The 14,382-nt window shown below is 67.3% G+C and carries 17 protein-coding genes and 2 pseudogenes; 9 read left to right on the forward strand and 10 right to left on the reverse strand.

Going from position 1 to position 14,382, the window contains the following annotated elements:
* Positions 1-10: 10 nt before the first annotated feature.
* The 4 genes from ACHMWU_RS27865 to ACHMWU_RS27880 all read right to left on the reverse strand — a co-directional run bounded on the left by ACHMWU_RS27865 (position 11) and on the right by ACHMWU_RS27880 (position 3,980).
* Positions 11-1,255 carry a homoserine O-acetyltransferase gene (locus ACHMWU_RS27865; protein ID WP_396048741.1) on the reverse strand — a complete coding sequence of 415 codons (1,245 nt, stop codon included), beginning with the start codon at positions 1,253-1,255 and terminating at the stop codon, positions 11-13.
* Positions 1,256-1,265: 10 nt separating this feature from the next.
* Positions 1,266-2,555: a bifunctional o-acetylhomoserine/o-acetylserine sulfhydrylase gene (locus tag ACHMWU_RS27870; RefSeq protein WP_396048742.1), complete on the reverse strand. Its 1,290-nt coding sequence runs from the start codon at positions 2,553-2,555 to the stop codon at positions 1,266-1,268.
* Between the two features lie 163 nt (positions 2,556-2,718).
* On the reverse strand, positions 2,719-3,558 hold the full coding sequence (locus ACHMWU_RS27875) for a 6-phosphofructokinase (protein WP_396049258.1): 840 nt from the start codon (positions 3,556-3,558) through the stop codon (positions 2,719-2,721).
* Positions 3,498-3,980 (reverse strand): 6-phosphofructokinase, encoded by a 483-nt coding sequence (locus ACHMWU_RS27880; protein WP_396048743.1) that lies wholly within the window; start codon positions 3,978-3,980, stop codon positions 3,498-3,500. The genes ACHMWU_RS27875 and ACHMWU_RS27880 overlap by 61 nt, the downstream gene beginning before the upstream one ends.
* 106 nt (positions 3,981-4,086) lie before the next feature.
* On the opposite strand from ACHMWU_RS27880, the gene ACHMWU_RS27885 reads away from it, so the two are divergent.
* Positions 4,087-4,479, forward strand: coding sequence for a DUF4162 domain-containing protein (locus ACHMWU_RS27885; RefSeq protein WP_396048744.1), 393 nt, complete (start codon positions 4,087-4,089; stop codon positions 4,477-4,479).
* Positions 4,480-4,728: 249 nt separating this feature from the next.
* The gene (locus ACHMWU_RS27890) at positions 4,729-5,283 is read left to right on the forward strand and encodes an ABC transporter permease (RefSeq protein ID WP_396048745.1); all 555 of its coding nucleotides are present in this window, start codon (positions 4,729-4,731) and stop codon (positions 5,281-5,283) included.
* Positions 5,284-5,289: 6 nt separating this feature from the next.
* Here the strand turns inward: ACHMWU_RS27890 and ACHMWU_RS27895 are convergent, their stop codons facing one another.
* Both ACHMWU_RS27895 and ACHMWU_RS27900 read right to left on the reverse strand, forming a co-directional pair.
* On the reverse strand, positions 5,290-5,844 hold the full coding sequence (locus tag ACHMWU_RS27895; protein WP_396048746.1) for a Uma2 family endonuclease: 555 nt from the start codon (positions 5,842-5,844) through the stop codon (positions 5,290-5,292).
* 121 nt (positions 5,845-5,965) lie between these two features.
* Positions 5,966-6,463, reverse strand: a complete 498-nt coding sequence (locus ACHMWU_RS27900) for a PaaI family thioesterase (RefSeq protein ID WP_396048747.1) — start codon at positions 6,461-6,463, stop codon at positions 5,966-5,968.
* 78 nt (positions 6,464-6,541) lie between these two features.
* On the opposite strand from ACHMWU_RS27900, the gene ACHMWU_RS27905 reads away from it, so the two are divergent.
* Positions 6,542-7,006 carry a winged helix-turn-helix transcriptional regulator gene (locus ACHMWU_RS27905; RefSeq protein ID WP_396049259.1) on the forward strand — a complete coding sequence of 155 codons (465 nt, stop codon included), beginning with the start codon at positions 6,542-6,544 and terminating at the stop codon, positions 7,004-7,006.
* An 858-nt stretch (positions 7,007-7,864) separates the two neighbouring features.
* On the opposite strand, the pseudogene ACHMWU_RS27910 reads toward ACHMWU_RS27905, so the two are convergent.
* Positions 7,865-8,473: pseudogene (locus ACHMWU_RS27910) on the reverse strand (flavin-containing monooxygenase); the annotation flags it as partial.
* An 85-nt stretch (positions 8,474-8,558) separates the two neighbouring features.
* Here ACHMWU_RS27910 and ACHMWU_RS27915 point away from each other — a divergent pair.
* The 3 genes and pseudogenes from ACHMWU_RS27915 to ACHMWU_RS27925 all read left to right on the forward strand — a co-directional run bounded on the left by ACHMWU_RS27915 (position 8,559) and on the right by ACHMWU_RS27925 (position 10,355).
* Entirely contained in the window at positions 8,559-8,741 is a 183-nt protein-coding gene (locus ACHMWU_RS27915) for a hypothetical protein (RefSeq protein WP_396048748.1), read from the forward strand.
* Positions 8,742-8,834: 93 nt separating this feature from the next.
* On the forward strand, positions 8,835-9,218 hold the full coding sequence (locus tag ACHMWU_RS27920) for an SIMPL domain-containing protein (RefSeq protein WP_396048749.1): 384 nt from the start codon (positions 8,835-8,837) through the stop codon (positions 9,216-9,218).
* 400 nt (positions 9,219-9,618) lie between these two features.
* Positions 9,619-10,355, forward strand: a pseudogene (locus ACHMWU_RS27925) (alpha/beta hydrolase fold domain-containing protein).
* A gap of 96 nt (positions 10,356-10,451) precedes the next feature.
* Here ACHMWU_RS27925 and ACHMWU_RS27930 read toward each other — a convergent pair.
* The 3 genes from ACHMWU_RS27930 to ACHMWU_RS27940 form a co-directional block, all read right to left on the reverse strand.
* On the reverse strand, positions 10,452-11,759 hold the full coding sequence (locus ACHMWU_RS27930; RefSeq protein WP_396049260.1) for a DUF3352 domain-containing protein: 1,308 nt from the start codon (positions 11,757-11,759) through the stop codon (positions 10,452-10,454).
* Positions 11,651-12,130 carry a hypothetical protein gene (locus ACHMWU_RS27935; RefSeq protein WP_396048750.1) on the reverse strand — a complete coding sequence of 160 codons (480 nt, stop codon included), beginning with the start codon at positions 12,128-12,130 and terminating at the stop codon, positions 11,651-11,653. The genes ACHMWU_RS27930 and ACHMWU_RS27935 overlap by 109 nt, the downstream gene beginning before the upstream one ends.
* An 84-nt stretch (positions 12,131-12,214) precedes the next feature.
* Positions 12,215-12,763 (reverse strand): PepSY domain-containing protein, encoded by a 549-nt coding sequence (locus tag ACHMWU_RS27940; RefSeq protein ID WP_396048751.1) that lies wholly within the window; start codon positions 12,761-12,763, stop codon positions 12,215-12,217.
* Positions 12,764-12,975: 212 nt separating this feature from the next.
* On the opposite strand from ACHMWU_RS27940, the gene ACHMWU_RS27945 reads away from it, so the two are divergent.
* From ACHMWU_RS27945 to ACHMWU_RS27955, 3 genes are read left to right on the forward strand one after another with little or no spacing between them, the layout of a single operon-like run.
* Positions 12,976-13,533 (forward strand): TetR/AcrR family transcriptional regulator, encoded by a 558-nt coding sequence (locus ACHMWU_RS27945; RefSeq protein WP_396048752.1) that lies wholly within the window; start codon positions 12,976-12,978, stop codon positions 13,531-13,533.
* Positions 13,530-14,105, forward strand: coding sequence for a maleylpyruvate isomerase family mycothiol-dependent enzyme (locus ACHMWU_RS27950; RefSeq protein ID WP_396048753.1), 576 nt, complete (start codon positions 13,530-13,532; stop codon positions 14,103-14,105). The genes ACHMWU_RS27945 and ACHMWU_RS27950 overlap by 4 nt, the downstream gene beginning before the upstream one ends.
* Before the next feature lie 53 nt (positions 14,106-14,158).
* Entirely contained in the window at positions 14,159-14,335 is a 177-nt protein-coding gene (locus tag ACHMWU_RS27955; RefSeq protein ID WP_396048754.1) for a hypothetical protein, read from the forward strand.
* Positions 14,336-14,382: the final 47 nt, after the last annotated feature.

Raw genomic sequence — 14,382 nt, forward strand, 5'->3', positions numbered from 1 at the left:
GAGGAGGTGGTTACCGCCCCTTGAGGAGGTAGTTCTCGCCCCCTGACGAGGCCGTGGTGGCCCGGCGCATCACAGCGCAGGGCGCCAAGCGCCTCCTCGCGGGGCGGCAACTACCTCCTCGCGGGGCGGTAACTACCTCGTCAGTGGTGGTGGAGGAGGGTGGTGGCGGCTTGCCGACCTGGTCGAACTCGATGAGGAAGCCGTCATGGCCGTAGGGCGACTCGACGACCGCCAGCGGATCGGCGCCGGGGATGTGGTCGGCGAGCTCGTGCTGCTGGTGCAGCGGGTAGAGCCGGTCAGAGCTGATCCCCGCGACGATCGTACGGGCCGTGATGCGACCCAGTGCGGCCTGGATCCCGCCGCGGTCGCGGCCGACGTCGTGGGTGTCCATCGCTGAGGTCAACGTGATGTACGAGTTGGCGTCGAAGCGCTGCACCAGCTTGGCGCCGTGATGCTGCAGGTAGGAGTCGACGGCCCAGCGGCCGTCAGCCTGGACGGTGCGTCCGAACCGTTCGTCGAGCTCGGCCTCGCTGCGATAGGCGATGTGAGCGATGCGGCGTGCCAGGTCGAGACCGGCCAGCGGTCCTACGGGCCCGTCGTAGTAGTCGCCGTCGTACCAGGCCGGATCGTTGTGGATCGCGGCTATCTGGGTGCGGGAGAGGGCAATCTGCTCGGCCGATGCCGCAGCAGAGGTGGCGAGCAGGAAGAGCCGCTCGACCCGGGGTGCGTGCTCGATGGCCCACTCGACGGCGCGCATGCCGCCGGCCGATCCGCCGATGACGGCGAACCAGGACGCGATGCCGAGCTGATCGGTCAGTGCAGCCTCGGCGCGGACCTGGTCGCGGACGGTGAGGGCCGGGAACGACCCTCCCCACGGGAGGCCGTCCGGATCGAGCGACGCCGGGCCGGTCGATCCCTGACAGCCGCCGAGGATGTTGGCAGCGACGACGAAGAACCGGTCGGTGTCGATCGCCTCGCCTGGCCCGACGAGCGAGTCCCACCAGCCGGCCGTCACGTGCCCGGGGCCGGACGGTCCGTGGACGTGGCTGTCACCGGTCAGAGCGTGCAGGATCAGGACCGCGTTGCTGCCGTCGAACGTTCCCCACGTCTCGTAGGCCAGACGAACGTCCGGCAGCGTGTGGCCGGAGTCGAGGGTCAGGTCTCCGATGTCGGCGAACTTTCGGGCACCCGGAGGATCCCCCTCCCGCCACGCGCCGGTGACGAGAGAGGGATCAATGCCGGGTGCGAGTGTCACTGTGGCAGCGTCACTTTGCGGCGTTGAGGCCGGTCTCGAGGTCAGCGAGGATGTCCTCGATGCCCTCCAGGCCGATCGCCAGACGCACGAGTCCGGGGGTGACGCCGGTGGCGGCGTGCTCCTCGGGGGTGCCCTGCGAGTGCGTCGTGCTGGCCGGGTGGATCGCGAGGCTGCGCACGTCGCCGATGTTGGCGACGTGGCTGAACAGCTCGAGCGAGTCGATGAACGCCTTGCCAGCCTCGATGCCGCCGGGCAGCTCGAAGGTCAGCACGGCACCCGAGCCGCGGGGGACGTACTTGTCGGCCAGCGCCTTGAAGGGGCTGCTGTCGAGGCTCGCCCAGGTGACGTGGGAGACGTCTTCGCGGGCCTCCAGCCAGTCGGCGACCTTGCGGGTGTTCTCGATGTGGCGCTCGATGCGCAGACTCAGCGTCTCGAGGCCCTGCGAGAGCAGGAACGCGTTGAACGGCGAGACGGCCGCACCGATGTTGCGCAGGTACTGCACGCGCAGCTTCGCGATGTAGGCGGCCGGGCCGAGGGCGTCGGCGAACACGAGTCCGTGATAGCTCGGGTCGGCGGTGGTGAAACCGGGGAACTTGTCGCCGTGGGCGGCGTAGTCGAACGTCCCGGCATCGATCACGACGCCGGCGACGGCGGTGCCGTGTCCGCCGATGTACTTCGTGGCCGAGTGGACGACGGTGTCGACACCGTGCTTGAACGGGTTGAGCAGGAACGGCGTCGCGATCGTGTTGTCGACGATGAACGGGACGCCGACCTCCTTGGCGACGGCCGAGATCGTCTCGAGGTCGAGGATGTCGCCCTTGGGGTTGCCGATCGTCTCGCCGAAGAAGGCCTTCGTGTTGTCCTGCGCAGCGGCACGCCAGGCGTCGGCGTTGTTGGCGTCCTCGACGAAGGTCACGGTGATGCCGAGCTTGGGGAAGGTGTGGCGCAGCAGGCTGTCGGTTCCGCCGTAGAGGCTGGCCGACGCGACGATGTGGTCGCCGGCCTCGGCGACGTTGGTCAGTGCGCCGGTCGTGGCGGCCTGGCCGGATGCGAACAGGAGTGCGCCGACGCCGCCTTCGAGGGCCGCGAGACGCTCTTCGACGGCACCCTGGGTCGGGTTCATGATGCGGGTGTAGATGTTCCCCGGCTCGGCGAGGCTGAACAGGTCGGCGGCATGCTGCGTGTCGCGGAACTGGTACGACGTCGTCTGGTAGATCGGCAGCGCACGCGCGCCGGTCGCCGTGTCGGGCGTCTGGCCGGCATGGATCTGCTTGGTCTCAAATGACCACTGATCGCTCATGGGGAGTCTCCTGGATGTCAAAGAGTAGGTGTCTTCGAGACTGCCAGCGTCTCGCCAGATGGCAAGGGCGTCTCAACATGCGGTCCAGACGAGGGTATCGAGTGCTCAGCCCATCGTGAACGGCTGGGCTGTCGACTCCAGCACCGACAGCCACAGATCGCCGTCAGGAGAGACGCTGTGGGACCGCGCGGTCACGAACGGGATGGGGACGTTGACGAAGCGGTGGCGGCGTCGGCCGACCACCATGTCGGTGCGACCGGCCATCGCGGCGTGCACCGCAGTCTGGGCCAGACGGGCGCAGTAAGACCGAGTCGGAGGCATCGGCGGGCACCGACCGGATCGCGTACCCGGGATTGAAGTAGCGCATCGTGAGCGGACGCTGCTCGTCAGCGAAGTGCTTGGCGATCTGCTCGCGCAGGAAGCCGGCGATGTCGCCGAGGACGGCATTGCCGCTGGCGTCGGTCCGGTCATCGGCGGGGAGCAGGTCTTGGCCGGCCCCCTCGGCCAGGACGATGACAGCGCTGCCGCGTTCTTCGACCCGTCTGGCGAGCAGTGCGAGCAGGCCGTTCTCGCCGTGGAGGGAGAAGCCGACCTCGGGGATCAGCACGAAGTCGGCGTCGTGGTTGGCCAGGGCGGCGTAGCAGGCGATGAAGCCGGCGTGCCGGCCCATGACCTTGACGATCCCGACGCCGCCGACTGCGGCCTCGACCTCGACCCGGGCCGCCTTGATCGACTCGGCGGCCTTGGCGAAGGCGGTCGAGAAGCCGAAGCTCTGACCGATGTGGGGGATGTCGTTGTCGATCGTCTTGGGCACGCCGACGACGCCGATCGTCAGGCCGCGGGCCGCGATCTCGGCGCCGATGTGGTGTGCGCCGCGCATCGAGCCGTCACCGCCGATGACCATGAGGATGTCGATGTCCAGCTCGACGAGACGGTCGACGATCACCGCGGGATCCTGGGCGCCGCGCGAGGAGCCCAGGATCGTGCCGCCCCGCTCGTTGATGCGTGCGACGAACTGGGGGTGAGCTGGACGACGGGATGGCCGTTGGCCTCGACGAGTCCGGCGTAGCCGTGCTGGAACCCGATGACGTCGCGGACTCCGTAGTGGGTGTGCAGCTCCAGCACGATGGCCCGGATGACGTCGTTGAGCCCCGGGCAGAGGCCGCCGCAGGTGACGACGCCGACCTTGGTCGTGGCGGGGTCGAAGAAGATGCTGCGTCGTGGACCGCCGGCTTCGAACGTCGGCAGCTCGTGCAGGCCGACTCCGCGCGAGGCGATCAGCTCGAGGGTGTCGTCGTACAGGATGCGATCGGTCTCGCCGACGTAGTACTCGTTGGTCTCGCGTCCTCCGACGTACAGCGCCAACGGGCTGTCGATCGTGGGCGTGCCGAGCGAGCGGACCTGGAGATCGTCGAGGGTGACCACGTGTCGATGCTATCGGTGGAGCCGTCCACAGGCATGGACCCGCAGAACCGGGCCAACCTGTGGGACCACATCCTCAAGCTCCCGTCGCGAGTTCGGCACCACGATCGTGCTCACGACGCACTACCTCGAAGAGGCCGACTCGATGGCCGAGCGGGTCGTCGTGATCGACCACGGCCAGATCATCGCCGATGACACCGCCGATGCGCTCAAGGCCGAGCAGGCCGGCGACCGCATCACCGTCACGGTCGCCCCGGGAGACGTCGCGACGACGCGCGAGGTCGTTGCATCGATCGGCGCTGAGCTGGCCGAGGCGGTCAGCGGTGGCGGCGTCGACATCTCGTTCCGGGTCGACTCTGGGCCTGTGGCACTCCCTGGCGTCCTGCGGGCGCTCCAGGACAAGGGGGTGATGGTCGAGGCGGCGACGCTGAAGCAGCCGACTCTCGACGACGTCTTCCTCAACCTCACCGGCCGTAGCCTGCGCGAAGGAGCAGAAGCATGAGCACCGTATCGGCACCCCTCCCCACGACGGCACCGGTCCGTCGTTCGCTGCTCGGCGACATCCAGTCGGTCTGGATGCGCGAGACTCTCACGATCCTGCGCGACCCGTTCTCGTTGATCTTCTCCCTCGTGCAGCCCCTGGTTTTCCTGGGTCTGTTCGGCCGTTGTTGTCGGGCGTCGCCGGTGACGGGGACTCGGCTTCGGCTCGACCCTCCAGTTCTTCCTGCCCGGTGTCGTGGTCATGATCACGATGTTCGGCACGTCGATGACGGGGGCGAACCTGCAGTTCGAGATCATGACGGGAGCGTTCGAACGCATCCTCGCCACGCCGCTTGCCCGGCAGGCACTGCTGATCGGACGTGCGCTCAAGGAGCTCACCCCGCTCGTCGTGCAGGCGCTGGTCATCACGCTGATCGCGGTGCCGTTCGGCTTCGATCTGTATCCGGCACACATCGTCGTCGGGCTGCTGATCCTGGGTGTCTTCGGTGTCGGGGTCGGTGCGCTCTCGTACGCGCTGGCGATTGCGACGCGCAAGAACGAGTGGGCGTTCTGGGCCGTTCAGCAGTCATTGCTCTTCCCGCTGCTGATCCTGTCGGGGATGATGCTCCCGCTGGAGACCGGCCCGGAGTGGATGCAGGTCTTGTCGAAGTTCAACCCGTTGACCTACATCGTCGATGCCGAACGCGTGCTGTTCTCGGGCACCTTCGACGATTCCGCGGTGCTGTACGGCATTGCCGCTGCGATCGTGACAGCGGCGGTCGGGCTGTGGGTCGGCGTGCGCACCGTCACCAAGACGGTGCTGTGACCTGCCTCAGTCGTTGATCAGCGCCGAGGGGACCAGGGAGATCGGGTACGGCTCAGTGACCCGAAATTCTTGGTCCCCGCTGGCGCCGGCGGCCTCGACGTAGGCGCCGTCGCGCAGCACCCAGGCGGTGATGGCCGGGACCTCGGGGTCGACGACCCAGTAGTGCTGGCAGCCTGCGCGCTGGAGCCGGTCCTTCTTGAGCAGCAGGTCGTAGGCGCGGGTGCTGGGCGACAGGACCTCGATGGCCAGCAGAGGCGCAACGGGGAGATCGCGTTCGGTGGTGTCGGTTCGCCGGGTGACCAGCACATCGGGCTGTACGACAGTGTCCTCGCTCAAGACGACATCGAATGGTGCGAGAAACACCTCGAGCTCGCCAGGGCACGTGCTGCGTAGCGCGATGTACGCGTTGCCGATCGCGCGTTGGTGCACGCGCCGTGGTGCCGGGCTCACGATCAGGATTCCGTCGATGAGCTCGTAGCGGTGCCCGTCATCGGGCATCTGGTCGAGGTCGTCGCGGGTCAGTGAACGTCCGCGCGGGAGTCCGATCACCTCGTTGGCCATGACTGCCATGGTAGGTCCCTTCGTCGGTCATGACCACAAGCCAACACCGGAACTGGTTGCGGTTCCAGGGGGTTTGGTCGATCTGTGGACAACTCGGGGACGAGGTGAGTGCTGTGGAGCGTCAGGGCTTGAAGACCAGGCACGTCGACGTCGCGGTGGCCAGGAGTCGCCCGTCGGCATCCTTGATGTCTGCCTCGACGAAGGCAGCGCGCGATCCCGGCTTGGTGACGCGCCCCGTGGCCACGACCCGTCCGGTGTCAGTCGTGATGCCGCGCAGGAAGCTGACGTTGAGGTCGAGCGAGGTGTATCCGGTCCCGGCCGGCAGGGTTGTCTGCACCGCGCAGCCGCACACCGAGTCGAGCAGGGTCGCGAAGAATCCGCCGTGCACCGAGCCGATGGGGTTGTAGTGCGACTCGTCGGGAGTGGCGGCCATGATGGCGATGCCGGGGCTGGCTTCGAGCATCTCGAGGTTGATGTGACTGGCGATCGGCGGCGGCGGGATCGACCCGTCCATCATCGCCAGGAGGTAGTCCAGGCCGCTCATCGTCAATGCCTGGGCGGCCTGCGGTCGTGGATCGACCCACGAGATGGTCTTGGTCTGTTGCGTCAGCTCGCTCATGATGGGACAGTAGCATCTAAGTTTGACTTTCCAACTCAGCCCGTCCAGCTCAGGGTAGACAGAGGTGACCTGCATGGCATGGACCGACTACGAGTCCGGAACCTGCTCGATCGCCCGCACGGCGCAGATCCTCGGCGACCGGTGGACGGTCCTGATCATCCGAGATCTCTTCAACGGGTCCGCCGCTTCGATGCCCTCCAGGACCACCTGGGCGTCGCCCGTGACGTCCTGACCAAGCGGCTCCAGCTGCTGGTCGACGAAGGGCTCGTCGACAAGCAGCCCATCAAGCTGACGGGGCAGCGTAGTCGTCATGAGTATGTGCTGACGGCGGCCGGGCGGGATCTGCGCACGATCCTGGTCGCGATCATGGACTGGGGTGATCAGCACCGCGCCGGAGCAGACGGCCCGCCGACCCAGATCCGTCACCGCGACTGCGGTGCAAGCGTCCACGCGCGTCTGGTCTGCGACGACGGCCACCCGATCACCTCCGCGACACGCACCGAGCTGGTGCCGTTGGCGGGCGCGCGGATCCGTCAGGCGTAGCTGTAGTCGTCGAGCGGGAAGCTTCGCCTCACGGAATGCGTTGAGGGTGGAGGTCGGCCGCAGCAGGGTCGCCTCGCCGTGCTGGTTGAAGTAGTAGCTGCGCGACGTGCTGCAGCTGCCGTGCACGAACACCGAGTCACCGAGCTGCTCGGTCATCCGGTCGAGGAAGGCGGCATTGGCCCGCTCGGTCACCTCGAAGGCACTCGCTCCGCGTCGCTGCACCTCGCCGAGCAACCGTCCCATGTGCAGCATCTGCGACTCGATCGTCGTGAAGTACGACAAACCGGAGTAGGAGTACGGGCTGTTGAGCGAGATGAAGTTGGGGAATCCTGGCACCGCCACGCCTTCGTAGGCCTGGAAGCGTCCCTCGCGCCAGAACTTGCCGAGATCTCGTCCTTCGCGTCCGATGATCTCGAAGGCCGGGAAGTTGGTGTCCCACAAGTTGAAGCCCGTCGCCAGCACGAGGGTGTCGATCTCGGTGCGCTTGCCGTCGGCGGTCACGATCGCGTCGGGCTCGATGCACTCGATGGGAGAGGTCTCCAGGTGCACGTTCGGCCGGTTGAAGGTCGGGAAGTAGGTGTTGGAGAACGTTGGGCGCTTGCAGCCGAACGAGTAGTCCGGCGTCGGCTTGGCCCGCACCGCCGGATCGTGCACCTGCTTGCGCAGGTGGCGCAGGGCGAGCTTCTCGACGCCACGGTTGAGCAGCTTGGCCTGGCGGTAGTGCAGCACGCCGCTGACCATGATGGCTTCGAGGATGCCGGAGCCGATGCTGCGCACGAGACGTTGGGTCAGGGGGATCTTGGCGTAGGCCTTCTGCAGGAACGCCGGTACCTTGGCGTCCTGCTTGGGGGTGACCCAGATGGGGGTGCGCTGGTACACGGTCAAGTCGGCGAGCAGGGGTGCGATCTCGGGGATCAGCTGGACTGCCGTCGCTCCGGTGCCGATGACAGCGGCGCGTCGTCCGGCCAGGTCGACCGAGTCGTCCCAGGCGGCGGTGTGCAGGACGGTGCCGGTGAACGACTCGATGCCGGCGATGTCGGGCTTGCGCGGCTGGGACAGGAAGCCGGTCGCAGTCAGCAGGAGACGGGCCTGGATGCGGGGCCCGTCGGCCGTGGTCACGGTCCAGTGCCGTTCGTCCTCGTCCCACAGGGCGCCCTCGACGACGGTGCCGAACTGCATGTGGCGCCGGACGTCGTACTTGTCGGCGACGTGCGTGGCGTACTGCTTGAGCTCGGCTCCCGGCGCGTACATCCGCGACCACCACGGATTGGGCTCGAAGGAGTACGAGTAGGTCGACGAGGGGATGTCGACGGCGAGGCCCGGATAGTGGTTGACGTGCCAGGTGCCGCCGAGGTCGTCCTCGCGCTCGAGGATCACGATGTCGTCGTAGCCGAGTCGGCGTAGCTGGATCGCAGCGCCGATCCCGCCGAACCCTGCACCGATGATGGCGGCGTCATGGACCGTCATGCCCGACTCCTGACTAGTTTCAGATAATCCGAATATCTGAACAGTAGATCAGGTCGAGCGCTGTGTGGCAAGGCAGGATGTCGACATGACGTTAGACATCACGGTGCGGGGAACAGCCGAGCAGCGCCGCCCTGCAGAGCGCGCGATCGTCTGGATGGCTGCCTCGATCGAGGGCTCGGACAAGCAACGGGTCTTCGCCGATGCCGTCGCGATCCAGGAGCCGCTGACCGCTCAGCCAGGAGTCTCGTCGAGCTGCAGTCCGTGCTGACCTGGTCGAGCGACCAGGTGCGGGTCTTCAGCCACCGGCCGTGGGACGCGGACGGCAAGCGCGGCGAGATCGTCCACGTCGCCCGGGGTGCAGGTGCGCGCCGAGTTCAATGACTTCGAGCGGCTCAGTGGCTTCCTCGACCACTGGTCAGGCGTCGACGGGGTCGAGATCAGTGGCATCAGCTGGGACGTCACGGCCAAGAACCGCCGGATCTACGAGGCCGAGGTGCGCAAGGCGGCAGTCGACGACGCTGTCGCCAAGGCCCAGTCGTACGCCGATGCGGTCCGCCGCGGACGGGTCGTGGCCGCACAGCTCGCCGATCCGGGCATGCTCGGCTCGTCCGGGGATGCTCCTGTCGCGATGATGAAGTCGGCCTCAGCGGACATGATGCGCGCAGGGGGCGGACCCGAGTTGAGCTTCGCCCCCGAAGAGATCGTGATCGCGGTCGAGGTGGACGCGCGGTTCACGGCCGAGTAGGCCCCTGACCTGCGCAAACGCGACGGCGCGCTTTGAAATGACGACATACCGAAGGTACGCTCAAGGTATGTCGAAGCTTCCCAGATCAGGTCGCGAGCGGCCGCCGCGACTCGCGGCGCCCGGCCGTGGTCCCATGCGGACGGTGTACGAGAAGGCCGTCGTGCACGAGACCTACAGCTTCAAGTCGCGGGTGCTGCAGCGCGCCGCCCGGATGATCTTCAAGCCCATCCTGCACTGGACGCCGCTCAACGATCGTTCGCTGACCACGATGCGTGCACTCGACCGGTTGTCGGCCCGTCGGAGGCGCTCGACCCACGTCGACGGGGTCGGCTGCGAGCTCGGAGGCGTCCGCGCCGAGGCGATGACCCACCACCACGGGCCCGACAGCGACATGACGATCATGTACCTGCATGGCGGGGGATTCATCTCGTGCGGGATCGACACGCACCGTCGCATCTGCGAACGACTGGCCCGCAAGACCGGCGCGACCGTCTACTCCGTCGACTACGTGCAGCTGCCCGAGGGATCGGTCGCCGACTCGGTGCAGGACGCCATCGCGGCCTACGCAGCACTCGCCAGACCGTGGCCCATCCCGACAAGATCGTGGTGGCCGGAGACTCGGCTGGTGGATACCTCGCGTTCAAGGTCGCCGAGCTCGCCGCCCGCCGGGGGCTGCCGGCGCCGGCAGCCCTGCTGGGCTTCTCGCCGTTGCTCAGCGTCGACCCGGAGCGGGAGGACAAGGCCGTCGTGCGCATCACCCGGGCACGTGACGCCTACCTTCCGGCTCGTCGGATCGCTCTGATCCGTGAGCGCTGGCTGCCCGACGGCTCCACGATCGAGGGGTACGCCTCGCCCCTGCACGCGACGGCCTACATCTCGTCGCCCTCGTTCTTCGTCGCAGTAGAGGACGAGATGCTTCGGCCCGAGGTCGAGGCGATGGCGCTGCTGCTGGCCGACCGTGGGGTCGACGTCGAGACGCACATCTGGCGCAAGCAGGTCCATGCCTTCCCAGTGCTGGGCAAGGCCCTGCCCGAGGCCGAGATGGCGCTGCAGCTCGCTTCGACTTCGCCCGCCGCGCCGTCGGCGAGCTCGATCACGCACCGGTCGTCGATCCTGACTCCCACGAAGAAGTGCTGATCGGCGAGGTCGAGCCGGGTTCGGCGGCCTAGCAGGACGATCCGCACGTCACAGGACCCCGGTCAGTGATCTGACCGGGGTCCCGTGATCGTTCGGCTACTTGAGCCCGAGCCGCAGCCTGATCAGCGTGCGGTCATCGTCCTTCATGCTGGCGGAGATCCCGACGCCCGAGACGGCCTGGGCGCTCTCGATCTGGGAGCGGATGCCCTCCGGCGGGTCTGCCTCGAGCAGCTTGTCGAGGATCGTGCCGACATTGATGAACAGTCCGCCGTAGGCGGCATCACCGTCGGGGATGACCTGCTTGAAGGCCTCCTCCTCGCCGAGGGTGCCATCGGGCTTCGCGATCGAGTCGGCGGCATCCTGGTTGGTGGCCAGGACGGCGCCGTCGTCCGTCGGCCCGGCGATGAGCGAGATGCCGGCCTTGTCTGCGAGGGAGGCGAGCCGCTCGACCAGGTCGAGGGCCTTGGTCTTGTCGGACGTCAGCGCCAGCGCGAGGTTGATCGCGTTGAGGCCTTCGGGGCCGGACAGGTTCGGGATCGTCTCCAGGTTCTCCGAGCCGAGTGCCACCGTGAGGCTGTCGCCGAACAACGTCTCGAGGTCGTTGCGCAGGTTGAAGCCGGTCTCCTTCTCGAACTCGGCCAAGAAGTCCTCAGGCGACTTCGTCGAGCTGTCGCCCATGAGCTCCTGGAACGACTCGTACTCTTCCTGGCTGTCGAAGTCGTCGGCGGTCAGACCGGACGAGCTCCCGCCACTGCTGCCACCGAAGAACGTGCCGAACTCGCTGACGGCAGACTCGAAGTTCTTGGCGACCTCGTCACCGACCCCGGCGACCGATAGCCCCAGGACGGTGTCGGCGGGCAGCTTGGCCAGGCTGGCCGTCGAGGCAGGCTCGGTGTCACCGCTCTTGCTGATCGCGGCGAGCTCGAGGGCGTTGTCGTCGACTCGCAGGGTTGCAGCCATCGAGTCGGCCTTCTTGAACTCTGCGAGCTCAGTGCCGAACATGTCCTTGGCCTCGGGCGAGTCCGCGAGCGCCGTGAAGTCAGCCCAGGCCGAGGCGATGCCCTGGTTGCCGAGCTGGTCGAAGTCCTTCGTGAACTTCGCGCTGTCGCCGAGCGTGGCCTTCGCAGTTGCCTTGATCGACTTGTCGACGGTCGCCTGGCTCTCGGACAAGATCGCGTAGCCGTCGAGGTAGGCGATGCCATAGTCCTCGTTGCCGCAGGCGAAGAGCTTCTTGATGCCTTCGCGTGACTTCTTCTCGTCGGTCGTCTGCACGGCGATCGTGAAGGACTTGTCGGTCAGGCTGCCGCCGACACCGACGCGGTCACCGAGCCAGGGCTTGATGTCCGAGTCGTAGTCGACGTCGTCGCAGCTGCCCGGGAGGTCGCTGATGAGGAGCTCGCGAATGTCCTGGTCGTCGTTCTTGATCCCGAGGTCCTTCGCCACGTCGGGCACCTTGCGGATGGCTCGAACAGCTCGATCTTCTGGCTGGCCGACGGGTCGAGGTCGGCACGGACGTAGAACTGGGTGCTGGCGGGCATGACGTCGTGGGGCTGTGGGCCGCCGCCGTCGATCTTGTCGTACACGGCGTAGGCGCCGTAGCCGCCACCCAGGACGATCGCGGCAGCGACGCCGCCGATGATGATCTTCTTGCCGTTGCCCCCTGCGGCCGCCGAAGGTTCTGGCTCGACGGGCGGCGCTGCCGGTGCTGCTGCTGCCGGTGCCCCCGGTGGTGGTGGCGGTGGAGGTGGAGGCGCGAAGTTGCCGTTCTCGGTCATGAAGGTTCCTTCTCAGGCGGTTCTTGGGAGTCGCGAGCAGCCTAGCGAAACCGTCCCCTACTCACGAGTTCGGCCAGCACGCGGTCAGCGGTCGATCTTGGTGACCTTGAACGTCTGGTCGAGCTCGACTGTGACGTCCTGTCCGTTCTGCAGCAGGACGTCGACCTCGTAGACGTGATCGGCGTCATCACTGCCGCTCGTCTCGGTGACCTGTCCGCCGCCGGTGGCCTTGAGCGCAGCGGCCTCGGCCTTCGCCAGCGTCGAGCCGCTCAAGGCGCGGTCGTCATCAGGGACGCGTGACGAAGGGGTCGTGCTGGGTGAGGCGGTCGACGAAGGCGTGGATTCGGTGAAGTCCGAGGCCTTGGCCGGGCTGTTGATGACGGCGAACGTGTCGTCGAGCTCGACATCGATGTCGGTGCCGTTGGGGAGCGTCACCTCGACCTCGTACGCGTAGGTGTCGTCCCCGTCGCCGCGCTCGGCGTCGGTGACTGATCCGCCGCCCACGTGCTGCAGCGCCGCAGCCGATGCCTTCTCGCGGTCGCCGGCGCTCAGCGATGGATCGTCACTTCCGCAGGCGCTGAGGGCGAGGGTCGCGGTGAGCGCGAGAGCGATGAGTGGGAGGGGTGAACGCATGGCGAGCTCCTGGTGAGGTGGGTGGTGCTGAAGGTGCCAGTGCACAGACTGCACGTGAGGTGAGCGTGAGGACGTGGTGAAGGAGTTCTTAGGTATCAACCTCGAGGCAACTAACAAGCAGGCTTGACTGTTTGTTGTCGAGGCCGCATGCTGATCCGGTGACGACTGATCTGACCCACTCCCGAACCCCTCAGGGTGAACGCAGCCGCGCCATGCGGCTGCGACTCATGGAGGCGACGGTCGACTGCCTGGTCGAGCTCGGCTGGTCGAAGACGACGACGACCGTGGTGAGTCGGCGGGCGGGAGTCAGTCGTGGAGCCCAGCTGCACCACTTCCCCAGCAAGCAGGATCTCGTGCTGGGTGCTGTCGAGCACCTCACCGAGCTGCGTCGTGACGACATGCGACGAAGTGCCGCCCAGCTGCCCGACGAGGGGCGGGTCCGTGGGGTGCTGGAGATTCTCGCAGCCCAGTTCACCTCGCCGGTGTTCTTCGCGGCCCTGGAGCTGTGGGTCGCGGCGCGCACCGATGCCGAGCTCCACGACGCCGTCGGCCCGCTTGAGCGACGGATCGGTCGCGAGACCCATGTCTACGCCGTCGAGCTGCTCGGTATCGACGAGTCGCTGGGCGACAACCGTCAGCTGGTGCAGGCGACGCTCGACATGGTCCGCGGGCTCGGTCTGGCGGCGACGCTCAGCGATGACTCCCGACGCCGCGCCACGATCCTGGACTCCTGGGCCACGGTCCTCGAGCACGAGCTGGAGATGCCATGACAACTCTCGACCATGTCCTGTCCGACCTCGCCGACGAAAGCCGGCGGGTCGATGAATGGGTCAGCGTCCTGACGCCGGCCCAGTGGGAGACCGTCACGACTGCCGAGGGGTGGACGGTGGCGCACCAGATCGCACATCTGCACTGGACCGATGCCACGTCGGTCACGGCGATCACCTCGTCCGAGGCATTCGACCGGCTCTTGGTCGAGGCGACCGCAGATCCGACTGGCTACGTCGACGCGCAGTCAGAGGCCATGGCGACGACGCCCGTCGCCGATCTCTTGGTGGCCTGGCGCGCGGGACGTGCCGAGCTCGACGAGGCTTTGCGCGGCGTGCCCGACGGCGAGAAGATCGCCTGGTTCGGCCCGCCCATGAGCCCGGCGTCCATGGCCACGGCCCGGATCATGGAGACGTGGGCGCACGGCCACGACATCGCCGAGGCGCTCGGTCTGCCGTTCGAGTCGACGGCGCGCGATCGCCATGTGTGCCACATCGGCGTGCGGGCGCGCGGGTTTGCCTATCTCGTCCACGGTGAGCGCGATCCGGGTGTCGACATCCGGGGTCGAAGCTGACGGGCCCGGACGGATCGCCCTGGGTCTGGGGCGACGAGGCTGCCAGCGACCGGGTGACCGGCAGTGGCCACGACTTCGCTCTGCTGGCGACTCGTCGACGCCACCTCGACGACGTCGACGTGACGGCCGAGGGCGACGCGGCGCAGCACTGGTTGACGATCATCCAGGCCTTCGCTGGCATGCCGGGTGCAGATCCAGCTCGGCTGGCCGACCGGGGTGTGAGCGAGTGAGTATTCGCATCGGCAACTGCTCCGGCTACTACGGCGACCGACTGTCG

Source organism: Aeromicrobium sp. UC242_57, assembly GCF_044452305.1.
Classification (GTDB): domain Bacteria; phylum Actinomycetota; class Actinomycetes; order Propionibacteriales; family Nocardioidaceae; genus Aeromicrobium.

Coding starts and splice junctions, on each gene's coding strand:
- ACHMWU_RS27870 (WP_396048742.1), bottom strand. CDS start 2,555: ATGAGCGATCAGTGGTCATTTGAGACCAAGCAGATCCATGCCGGCCAG.
- ACHMWU_RS27890 (WP_396048745.1), top strand. CDS start 4,729: ATGTTCGGCACGTCGATGACGGGGGCGAACCTGCAGTTCGAGATCATG.
- ACHMWU_RS27895 (WP_396048746.1), bottom strand. CDS start 5,844: ATGGCCAACGAGGTGATCGGACTCCCGCGCGGACGTTCACTGACCCGC.
- ACHMWU_RS27900 (WP_396048747.1), bottom strand. CDS start 6,463: ATGAGCGAGCTGACGCAACAGACCAAGACCATCTCGTGGGTCGATCCA.
- ACHMWU_RS27905 (WP_396049259.1), top strand. CDS start 6,542: ATGGACCGACTACGAGTCCGGAACCTGCTCGATCGCCCGCACGGCGCA.
- ACHMWU_RS27915 (WP_396048748.1), top strand. CDS start 8,559: ATGACGTTAGACATCACGGTGCGGGGAACAGCCGAGCAGCGCCGCCCT.
- ACHMWU_RS27935 (WP_396048750.1), bottom strand. CDS start 12,130: ATGACCGAGAACGGCAACTTCGCGCCTCCACCTCCACCGCCACCACCA.
- ACHMWU_RS27940 (WP_396048751.1), bottom strand. CDS start 12,763: ATGCGTTCACCCCTCCCACTCATCGCTCTCGCGCTCACCGCGACCCTC.
- ACHMWU_RS27945 (WP_396048752.1), top strand. CDS start 12,976: ATGCGGCTGCGACTCATGGAGGCGACGGTCGACTGCCTGGTCGAGCTC.
- ACHMWU_RS27950 (WP_396048753.1), top strand. CDS start 13,530: ATGACAACTCTCGACCATGTCCTGTCCGACCTCGCCGACGAAAGCCGG.